The organism is Segatella cerevisiae, assembly GCF_024054555.1.
GTDB classification, from domain to species: Bacteria; Bacteroidota; Bacteroidia; order Bacteroidales; family Bacteroidaceae; genus Prevotella; species Prevotella cerevisiae.
The window spans coordinates 1-10,525 of record NZ_JAMXLY010000065.1 but is presented as its reverse complement, the minus strand read 5'-3'; the positions used below and the strand labels follow the sequence as shown (position 1 = coordinate 10,525).

7 protein-coding genes are annotated in these 10,525 nt (G+C 40.3%); all 7 read right to left on the bottom strand.

Annotation, left to right across the window (positions count from 1 at the left end; translation table 11 throughout):
• Positions 1 to 123 precede the first annotated feature (123 nt).
• The 7 genes from NG821_RS11770 to NG821_RS11740 all read right to left on the bottom strand — a co-directional run bounded on the left by NG821_RS11770 (position 124) and on the right by NG821_RS11740 (position 10,417).
• Entirely contained in the window at positions 124 to 396 is a 273-nt protein-coding gene (locus NG821_RS11770) for a hypothetical protein (RefSeq protein WP_252761853.1), read from the bottom strand.
• A 115-nt stretch (positions 397 to 511) separates the two neighbouring features.
• Positions 512 to 1,585, bottom strand: coding sequence for a cellulase family glycosylhydrolase (locus NG821_RS11765; protein ID WP_252761852.1), 1,074 nt, complete (start codon positions 1,583 to 1,585; stop codon positions 512 to 514).
• Positions 1,586 to 1,729: 144 nt separating this feature from the next.
• A complete protein-coding gene (locus NG821_RS11760; protein ID WP_252761851.1) occupies positions 1,730 to 2,752 on the bottom strand; it encodes a glycoside hydrolase family 43 protein in 1,023 nt (340 codons plus the stop codon).
• Positions 2,753 to 2,781: 29 nt separating this feature from the next.
• On the bottom strand, positions 2,782 to 4,293 hold the full coding sequence (locus tag NG821_RS11755) for an alpha-N-arabinofuranosidase (RefSeq protein WP_252761850.1): 1,512 nt from the start codon (positions 4,291 to 4,293) through the stop codon (positions 2,782 to 2,784).
• Between the two features lie 81 nt (positions 4,294 to 4,374).
• Complete coding sequence (locus NG821_RS11750) at positions 4,375 to 5,376, bottom strand: family 43 glycosylhydrolase (RefSeq protein ID WP_252761849.1); 1,002 nt, start codon at positions 5,374 to 5,376, stop codon at positions 4,375 to 4,377.
• A 97-nt stretch (positions 5,377 to 5,473) separates the two neighbouring features.
• Positions 5,474 to 7,249 carry a RagB/SusD family nutrient uptake outer membrane protein gene (locus tag NG821_RS11745; protein WP_252761848.1) on the bottom strand — a complete coding sequence of 592 codons (1,776 nt, stop codon included), beginning with the start codon at positions 7,247 to 7,249 and terminating at the stop codon, positions 5,474 to 5,476.
• Between the two features lie 15 nt (positions 7,250 to 7,264).
• Positions 7,265 to 10,417: a SusC/RagA family TonB-linked outer membrane protein gene (locus NG821_RS11740; protein WP_317233094.1), complete on the bottom strand. Its 3,153-nt coding sequence runs from the start codon at positions 10,415 to 10,417 to the stop codon at positions 7,265 to 7,267.
• Positions 10,418 to 10,525: the final 108 nt, after the last annotated feature.

Sequence of the window (10,525 nt, the reverse complement as noted above, 5' to 3'; positions counted from 1 at the left end):
CTTCATTTTTGCTTGCTTTTAACACTCAAAGTTACAAATTTTCCGTGAATTGACCAAATGTTACATCATGTATCTTACTGATAATCAATGAAATAAATGTTAAATCAACTTATTCAGCGGACCCTAACTATTAATATTGTCATATCCAAGCACGATGTCTGCATATTTCCCAGCCTTGTCAGGGGTCCACAAGGAAACAATCCGCGCCCCGAAATTAGTGATCTGGACATACACATCCGATTTCTTGGGATGCAGGGTAAAGAGTCCGACCTTTTTCCCCACCAAAGTTGTGTCGAATTTGTCCTTACTGAACAATTTCACATCACTCCTTTGCATACAAGAGTATTGACCGAATACCACGATCAACACTATCAAACCTACGAATAATTTTTTCATACCATTAATCATTAATTGTAAGTAATTATTTCAACCTTAAGAGACGCGCTAGTTGGCACCTCACAGGTTCTGCTAAAAAGACTTGTCTCACATACTCCGACCGTTCAGGAAGGCATCACTGATGAGCCGTCAAACTCTTTATCACTTCAATTTCCTTAGGGTCAAAAGGAGATCCGTCCGGTCTGAAGATATCATGAAACCATACTTTCGGTTCCTTCACATTCGGCAGAGGCTTATCCCAAGCAAAAATCGTATTTGTCTTGCCGGATACAAATCCCCAGTTGATTGCCCCGACATGATTCCGCTTCAATACAGGCATATTATCCTGGAATGTACTTCCATTGGGCCGAGCCATATACTCGGTACAGACCAATGGTCGGTTATACTGGCGTAAAGTATCGATCGCATGCTGGAGTTCAGCGGGTTTGGCATAGCAATGGAAAGAGATCACATCGGAATGAGTAGCCAGGAACTGATTGATCTGGGGACTTTGCATCCAGATGCCAGCAGTCAGTGGTTGGGAAGGATTAACCTCACGGGCATATTCGAAAACTTTCTTCAAACGCGGTAGAGAAGTATCTCCAAACTTAGAATTCCCGGGTTCATTGTACAGATCCCACATCAGCACACGGTCATCATTCTTAAAGGTTTTCAGAATATCCTGGACATAGGCCTTCATCAGAGGATACAGTTGAGTGGTATCGGCACGCAGGCTTTTCATCGGATCCTGAACCCATCCCGAGTTGTGAATGCCAGGTTTTGGAGAAGGCTGACGGCCATAATAAGACACGGGATTCCAGCAATCGTCAAAGAAGACGAAGAAAGGCCGGATCTTATGCTTCTTGCAAATATCCAAAAAATTATTCATCCGATTCTTCAATCCCGTAGGGTCATGTTGCCAGACAACGCTGCTGAGAAAGACCCGGAGCGTATTAAAACCGATATTTTGTGCCCATATCAGTTCTTTGTCTATCTGAGCCGCATCATAAGTGTCGGCACTCCACATTTCAATCTGATTGATCGCGTCAGACGGGATATAGCAGCAACCAGCCAGCCAAGGTTGGGCAGAATACCATTTGTTAACCTTATCCACTGTCCATCGTTGACCGGGGTTTGCACAAACATTCATCGTTGTGGCGCTCACTAAGAGAAAAGTCACAAGAAACAATAGAATTTTACTCTTTTTCATCTTGTATATTATTTTATTATAACGTTTAAAATTTAGTATTTTCATTCAAATAACTTATACCGATTTTCATCATTGGTTACGGCTGTAGTTTACTTTGATTCTGCATTCTGTCTCAACCAATATGACCTTTTCCCATAATATTTTTCATTTGCCATATAAATAGCGGAAGGTCTCAGGAAGCACCGAAAATTCACCATTTAAATACTGTAGGCGGATAATTGCCGTACGACGAGGATTAACCTGCTGAGAACTATGATGCGTATGAAAGACATACCACAAGTTTCCATCCGTATCAGTAAACACATCACCATGACCAGTACCATTCACATGGAGTATGGTATGATCCAGAATAGGTTTTGAGCATTTAGTCCAAGGTCCAAAAGGTGACTTGGATTTTGCATAGCCAACGGCATATTCAGGATAAGTATAATCATTAGCAGAATAAAAAAGAAAATATACTCCATCCTTTTTGATTACTGTCGGTCCTTCTGCAACAGACCAACTATTACCTTTTACATTTTCCCAACCACTAGAAGCAGATTTAATGCATAAAGTAGTAGTTTTTTCATCCAAGGAATCCATAGAATCATTCATTTGCGAAACATAAATTGCATTACGATCAATTTCTTTCACATAATACAAGTATGTTTTTCCGTTATCATCAAAAAAAACGAAGGGATCAATTTCTTGGCAATTTGCAGGAATACACGTTTTATTTACCTGAGAGAAAGGTCCTTCGGGAGAATCACTCTCAGCAATAGCTATTTGCTGAGAAGCAGTACTTAAATCTCTAGCTGCGCAGTATACTATATAATATTTACTTCGGAATTTAAAGACCTGCGGAGCCCAAAAACAAGATACACCAAAAGAAGTATTTTTAGTAAGTACATACCCCCCATCTATTTGTCCACATGGCCCTTTCCATACTTTCAAATCCTTCGATTTATAAGTAATAAAACCTTCATCAGAACTTGTACCATATAGATAATAAGTACTACTATCAACATCATGGAAGATAGTCGGATCAGCAAGATATATTGGTGAACCACTAACTATACTTGTATCTGGATTAGATGGCAAAATAATATCACTATGTCCACTGCCGCTACTACTACAAGAAAATAAAGGAAGTGAAGAAAGGATAATTAAAAGTAAGCTATTTTTCATTTTTATTGTATTATATTAACTATCAAAGATCATTTTGTTGAAATTCTTACTTGAGTAAAGGAATGTGGCTCAAAATGATAGATAAGCTCATGACCTTTAATTTTCAAGGATTGTTCTACGACCTTTACCTCTTGCCGATCCAGTGAATTCATGGATTTCGGAGAGTCCCCATTCACTGTACTGGCTGCGGCTGATCTCCCCCAGATATTACTCTGGTCAATGATGCACGTTGTTATAGCCTTATCCTTACAGCGGTTGACCACATTGATCACCATTACCTTTTTAGAAAGATCATAAGATGCAGAAACATCAAGATCAGGATGCTCCAGACCATTGGCTCTGAATGTCGGTGACAGGACAGTGGGAGAAAGTGAAATTCCAAAACAATGATTGGCAAACAACTCTAATGGGAAAAATATCGTCTGATACCAGATTCCATCCTTCGTGGTCATCATAGGCCCTAACAGATTAACCAGTTGAGCCATGTTAGCCATCTTCACGACATCCGCATGACGGACAAAGGTATTCAGAAACTGGGCCACAACCAGGGCATCTTCCATATTAAATGTATTCTTGGCTGCATTATCACCTTTAGAATTATATGAGGCATTGTATTCATCAAAAGCGATATACATCGGATGGTGCAATTTTCCCTCTATCTTAGCCTGTTCTATAAGATCTTCCGTGATCCGGATCACCTTGTCACAAAACTCCGTAGAAGCCATAAAGGCATAATAATCGTCATTCGTGTTTCCCTCATAATTATGAAGAGAGATAAAATCCGCATGATCCGCCAAAGTATTGATAACCGTCCTGTTCCAGTTGATCCAGTCAGCCCCATAATTACTACTACCTGCCGCAATCAGCCGGATATTCTTATCCGTCCATTTCATCAGTTTGGCCGTTTCCAAGGCGATCTTACTGTAATCTGCTGCGTTTTTATGACCAATCTGCCATGGTCCATCCACCTCATTTCCTAATCCCCAATAGGTAACATGATAAGGTGAAGGGTGCCCATACTTCGAACGCAGATCAGCATATTTCGTCCCTGTCGGACAATTACAGTATTCTACCCAGTGAGCCGCTTCTTCCGGAGTCCCCGTCCCCAAATTGACACAAAGATAAGGCTGGACGTCAGCTTTCCTGCACCATTTCATAAACTCATCCGTCCCAAAGGAATTATCTTCCCGGGCTCCCCATGCTAAATCAATACATACCGGTCGCTCAGACTTTGGTCCAATACCGTCTTCCCAATGGTAGCCCGAAGCGAAATTACCTCCCGGCCAACGCACCAATGGTACATTGAGTTTCTTTACACCTTCTAAGACATCAGTCCGAAACCCATCTTGATCGGAACATGGAGAAGAAGGATCATAGATACCCTGATAGACACAATGACCTAAATGTTCTGTAAAATTACTATAAATCAATGGATCAATCTGCCCTATCGGGCGGTCAACATCAATCTTGATCGTTGCCGTCTGAGCCAGAGAAAACATACTGACTAAAAGCAACAAACTACATACCCATATTTTTTTCATGATCTTTATTTTGACAAAACATTATCAAATGTATTTCTCTTGCACTCATGAACTATTAAAAGCATAAAATCCTTTTATACACTACTTTTTAAAGAAAGGAATTTTATGAAAAGTGGAAGGTGAGTTATTTACTATAACAGGCCAGTCATCGGTCCAATTGATTGGATCAAGCATTGCAACTCTTCCCATATCAGATTTGCCTCTTAAATAGGAATGATAAATAATCCAATCTTGTCCCGCATCATCAATCATAAACTCTGCATTATGTCCAGGGCCAACAAATTTGCCATTGCCATGCAAGAGAACATCAAAATTACCATCAAGGAGTCTTCCGCCTTCTCTGGTCACATACGGTCCGAAAAGACTTTTCGAGCGCCCATACACGATCTGATAAGTGCTATTATCCCCCTCGCAACAAGTTCCATTAGAACCGAAAAGATAATAATAACCATTCCGTTTATGAATATACGTAGCTTCCATAAAGTCCCCGGCTATTTTCACTTTCTGTGCTCCTTCTTTAATATGAAGGCCGTCTGGGGTAAGTTCTATTCCATAAATACCATGAAAGCTCCCCCAGAAAAGATAGTTGTGGCCATTATCCTGAATAAAAAATTCATCTATACTGTTTTGGACACCAATTTCCTCACTAGTGAACATCTTACCTAAATCATTATATGGTCCGTCAGGATATTTGGAAACACCAACACCAATACCGCATTTCCACTCTCCACCCCAGGTAGACATGGCATAATACAGGACATATTGCCCATCAATATAGTGTGCGTCAGGTGCCCATACACCTCCGTCTGGAACGAATGAAGGTCGGGATGCGAAGGCACTCCCGTCTTTTTTAGTCCAGTGGACCAGATCCGTTGAGATCCATACCGGGGTCACATGGTTGTTTTCCGTAGCAAAGAGATAGAATTTACCATCAATTTCCATGACTGTCGGATCAGGCGTGTCATAATCAATAATCGGATTATAATAATTCTGTATTGTATCCTTTGTAACACCATTATCCCCGCCTGCAGAACTTTTGGTCGAAGAGCAGGAGCAAATCAAAAAGACAAGAAGACAATACATAAAAAATCTTGAATAATTAACCATAATATTTGTTTTTAGTTAAGGCCGACCAGGAATATCCTATAAGATAAATTCCCGCCCGGCCCATTTTCAATCATTAATACCAACCTGGATTTTGCTTTAAATTAGAGTTCCGTTCAATTTCAGCCTGCGGAATCGGCCATATCTTACTATAATCGCCCATATAAGTATTCGTATACTTTTTAGAGCCCCATATTTCAGTCATACCGTTTCCATTCACGAATTTCTGTTGATGCCAGGTATCCCAGCGTAATTCCTCAAAATACATGTGATTTTCTCCTGCCAGTTCCCAAGCATACTCATTACGGATACGTTGACGGAGATCATCTTGACCAGTCACTTTCGTATATTCATTACTGTTAAGAGGAGCTACACCGGCACGAGCCCTCACCATATTCACATATTTAATGGCTTCATCTGTTTTGCCTTCTTCATTCAGGGCTTCCGCCAGCCCCAGTAAGGCTTCTGCGTATCGGAATATTGGAATATCCGTTGGACCTGTATCCTGATTAACTATTTCACTCGTCCCTTCTGCTACCCATTTACGCCAAAGATAATAAAAGCGATCATTAGTATCAGTACGTAAATCATAAGGAGCAGCATCATCATACCCTCTGTACGGCCAACGCAAAGTATAAGATATATCTGTACCTGTACACCCTCCTAAATAAGTAGAATATGGAGTGATAAAATTTTCTGTCATTCTTGGATCACGATTCTCATAAACCATTTTAATACGTGCTTCATTACCAGAATTTAAATACTTTGACATATCAACTCCCACATTTTGTTCTATTGTCTTTTCTGCATCAGTTAAACCATCACGAAGATAGAACACGATACGTTGCTTAGGAGTCATGGAAGAATAGCCCGGCAGAATATCATCAATATTGAATGCTTTACCATTTGCACATTCATACGAATCTACGAAAGCAGGGTTGGGAATATAATTATTCCATGAGTAACCACGACTATTACGGTTTCCGTATGTCCAACTAAAGAACTGACCACAATCCGTATCTTCAGAATATTGATAAACGAATATAAATTCATCATTCTTCTCATTGGCCTCTTTGAAAAGAGTCTTATAATTAGGGAACAAACTGTAACCTAAAGTCGTAATCGTTTTGAAATCCGCCTCAGCTTTAGCATAATCCTTGAGCCACATATAGGTTTTTGCGCGTAACATATAAGCTGCCCCTTTAGTGATATGTCCCCAATTAGGATCACCTACAGAATGCTTATCAGGAACATTCGGATCACTGATAACATCTGAACAATCAGAAATCACCTGCTGCCAGACCTCATTTTCTGTACTGCGGCCTTTCGTGCATTTATCCGGAGCTACCGGTTCTGTATATATTGGAACACCACGATATAAAACATTTAAACGATAATATTCATAAGCCCTAATAAACTTGCATTCCGATTGATAACGGCTTTTTTCCGCATCTGGCATATCCGGAACCTTATCAACGTTTGCAATCACGTCATTAGCACGGCTAATACCTTCGTAGAAGCATTGCCACCATTGTGAGAATCCCCCACTGCTTGCAGTGGCACTGCCTAATAAAATCGGGGCATTACCACTCACCCAGTTCACATCTTCATCCATGACTTCAGTATAAGCATCCCATAAAGTATGCCCTGGATCAGCACGATCTTCATAATACAGACGTTCATATACACCATTAAGCGCTTTCGTAGCCAGATTCTCACTTTTCCAGACACTTGCAGAACTCACCTCACCCGTCGGTACAGTATCCAAAAAATCAGAGCTACACCCTGTCGGAATAGTAAATCCAGCAATAGCAAGAATGCACAGCGCTCCTTCTTTTATAATATTTTTCATATTAATCTTCCTCCCTTAAAACGTTATACTTAGACCGAATGACATCGTACGTGGAATAGAATAGCCTTCACCTGCCCGCATCTCCGGATCAAGTCCCGGGAATGGAGTGATCGTCAGCAGATTCTCACCAGAAACATAGACACGAAGATTCTCCACATAAAATCTCCTGGAAATATATTTGGGTAAGGTATAGCCAAATGTCAGATTTCTCAATTTCATATAGTTGCAATTATAAAGATTGATATTACTTGCAAACGCATCACTCTGGCTGGGATTATTCATTGTCAAACGAGGATATTTAGAGGTTAAGTTCGTACGTGGATCCGTAGGATTATCGGGATCATAAAAGTAATGGTCGTAGGCCTGTGTCTTAGGCAGCTCCAGACCAAAGACAACACAACTTGAATTTTGCCCTATCTCCCGCCAGAATGTTTTAAAGCCAGTTGCTCCTGCCCACGCCATAGAGATGTCAAATCCTTTCCACTCTGCATGCATTTGGATACCAAAATTCACCTTTGGATCTGGTGAACAGCCGGTAAAATCCTGATCATTGCTATCTCCATAAACGCCATCACCATTCTTGTCGGCAAAGATATAATCACCATACCATATCCCATTCTTTGCCACATTTCTGTTCGGCAAGAAGGTATATCCTGCTGCAATCATAGCTTTCAGCCACTTCATATCATTTTCTGTGCGAATCATACCGGTTTGGGGCCCGCCCTTAGGATCCACGGATCCATCAGACTTGAAATACTTGCCACTTCCGGAATAGGTCTGATAAAGATAGAATTCATTGAGCTGGTGACCTTTGAGAAGTCGATTGTTTCCCCCTGTTGAGACATCACCTATATTCGAATAATAATAAGAGTTACCATTTGCGTCTGTTTTCCATCCGCGTACCAGATCACCCTTATATTTGGTTACACGATTCCTGTTGAACGAAATATTACCACTTACTCCATAATAGAAATCCCGAATATGATCATTCCATCCAACCGTCATCTCCAAGCCTTTATTATCGATAGATGCAAGATTTTGCAAAGGCGCATTTTTCTCTCCCAACGTCAGGAAAATCGACGGACGGTAAAGTATGCCACTGGTTAGCTTGTCATAATAGTCCACAGTACCCGTCAGCCGATTACCCAGCACCCCAAAATCCAGGCCCAGATCATAAGTAGTTGTCTTCTCCCAGGAAATATCCTCATTAGGCAAAGTAGCATCGTAAAGACGCCCCACTTTGTTCCCGTTCATGACTGTATAAGCATAGTTATACACACTTTGATATGCATACTCATCCACTGCACTATTGCCTAATTTACCCACCGATGCACGGATTTTCAGATTATCGAATATGTGTAAAAAAGAATTCTGCACAAAATTCTCTTCTGAAATTCTCCAGGCTGCAGAAGCTGACGGGAAGAATCCCCACCGGTGATCCTTGGAAAATCTTGAAGAACCATCATATCGAAAGTCGCCTTCAAAAAGATATTTGGAATCGTATGCATAATTGACACGACTGAAATAAGAACGAAACGTATTTTCATCCTGACCACCCTTGATATATTTCATGTTAGTCACCAGAGAAAGATCTGTCAAGGAAGGGTCGATGATTCCCTCTTTCTTCACATCAGTATAATTATTATGATATTTCCCCTCTTCGAATCCGGCTAAGGCACTAACGTCATGTTTTCCGAAAGAATGTGTCCAATTTAAAGTATTTGTCCATTTCCAGTTATTGTAGCCATGATTGTACATATACACGTCATCTGTGTTCAGATCTCCGGCACTACCGACGTATTGTTTACGGCTGAAGCTGTAAGTATTCTGCCCTATCCAGGAATATTTATGTTGCTCTTGAAAATAATCATATCCAAAAATGGTCTTAAACGTAAAATCATGCAGGAACTTAATCTGTGCATGCGACGTGGTATAAAAATGATTATGCTTATAGTAAGCATCCCCCGTTCCATTTAAATTCAATAAAGCATTTCCAGCAGCTGGATCTTCTTCAGGAGCCTCTATACCTCCATACTTTCCATCATAATACGGATAGATTCCAGGAACAGTTTTAAGAAATCCCCAAGAAGTCAAATTATCTACATCATTACGATCCTGGTCATCATGAAAGCCCCACACATGAGCACCTACCTGAAGCCAATCCGTAATATCTGTATTGATATTAACATTTAGATTATACTTCTTTACTCCGGAGTTAACGATCATTCCCGGATTATCCAAATAGGTACCGGTAATATTGAAATCGGTATGGCCTGCATTGCCTAAAACTGATACAGAATGTTCCTGCATCATCTTCGTTTTATAAATCCAGTCATACCAATTCGTATTCGGGTAGGCAACATAATTAGGATAACCAGATTCAGCAATACCATCAGGGTCCTTCTCTGCTGCACGCCATTTTGCAATTGTTTCATTAGAGTAGATACTCGAAATGCCAACATTGGTAGCAGCTTCATTAACAAAGCCCATATAATCTGCATAATTACTGATAAATTTCACAAGTCTTGTCGGGGAGTTCCATGAAAGTTTCATATTGTAAGTAATACGAGTTTGATCCTTGCTCCCCATTTTAGTGGTTACCAGAATCACTCCATTAGCACCACGATTACCATAAATGGCACAGGATGCAGCATCCTTCAAGATCGAGATACTCGCAATATTATTGACATCAACGTCAGATAAACTCATTTCCATTCCATCAACAAGGACAAGAGGGCCTGATGAATTGATCGTTCCGATACCACGGACATTCATGCCGAAATTTTCACTGTTTGGTTTTCCGGAACTCTGCAGGACCTCCAGTCCGGCACTTGCACCTTCAAGGGCTGCTGCTGCGGACGTAATCGGACGGGAAAGAGTTTCCTTATCGAAAGTTACTGAAGAAACAGATCCCGTAAGATTCACTTTTTTCTGAGAGCCATAGCCAACAACTACTACTTCATCCAGATTTTTCGAATTTTCTTTCATCACAATAGAGAGATTGGCCTGCCCATTAACCTTTATATTCTGAGAATTATAACCAATATAAGAAATATTTAGAATAGAATTATTTACTGCAGTAATAGAAAATTTCCCGTCCAAATCTGTTACAGTCCCTTGAGATGAGCCCTCTAACTTAACTGTAGCACCACTAGTGTCTCTTAAAATTATTTATTTTTTTTTGTATTGTTCTCATGCACAATAATTTAGATTCAGAAAAGTATGTCCGACATTTGAATTGGGTACCTTTGCACGCATATTCAAAATATACAAAGT